The sequence below is a fragment of the Pseudonocardia sp. OZ21 genome (assembly GCF_059359135.1).
This window is the reverse complement of the sequence record NZ_JCADBN010000056.1, coordinates 1-524: the sequence shown is the minus strand read 5'-3', so window position 1 is coordinate 524 and position 524 is coordinate 1. Positions and strand designations below refer to the sequence as shown.

The 524-nt window shown below is 75.2% G+C and carries 1 protein-coding gene; it reads right to left on the bottom strand.

Annotation, left to right across the window (positions count from 1 at the left end; translation table 11 throughout):
• Nucleotides 1–524, bottom strand: a 524-nt coding sequence (locus AC5L35_RS37365; RefSeq protein WP_495064483.1) for a DUF222 domain-containing protein, incomplete at both ends; no start/stop codon positions are given.

Here is a 524-nt window from a genome sequence, read left to right as displayed (position 1 = left end):
GTGTCGAGGGGGACGGTGACCCGGATCTGGATCGACACCGTGTTGGTGACGGTGGGGACCCCGGCCTGGGGTGCGACTCCGGGCAGCCGGCCGGACCTCGGTCCGGGTGGTTCGGCCCCTGCGGGAGGGCTGTCGGTGGGGGATCCGGTGGGATCCGGGTCGATCGTGGCGCTGGTCGGCTGCCTCCCTGAGCGGGCGCCTGAGGGGGCGGTTTCCGCGCCGGTCACGAGGGTGCCGTCAGTCGACCGATGGACTGGAGGGCGGGCGGACGCGGCGATGTCGGCCGCTGGACCGGTCTGCGCAGTGGGCACGGGGCTGGTGGCCGCCCGGGTGGTGGCGGCCTGCTGGCCGGCGGTGCTGCAGAATCCGGTCTCGCGCAGCACCAGATCCACCAACGCATCCGCCCGCCGGGCCGCCATCGGCCGCTCATCGGCGCTGCCGCAGCCGCGGGCGTGCTGATCGAGCACCGCGAACACCCCGACCGCCTCCGCCGCCGGCAACGTCGCCGACAGCGTGGCCATCCC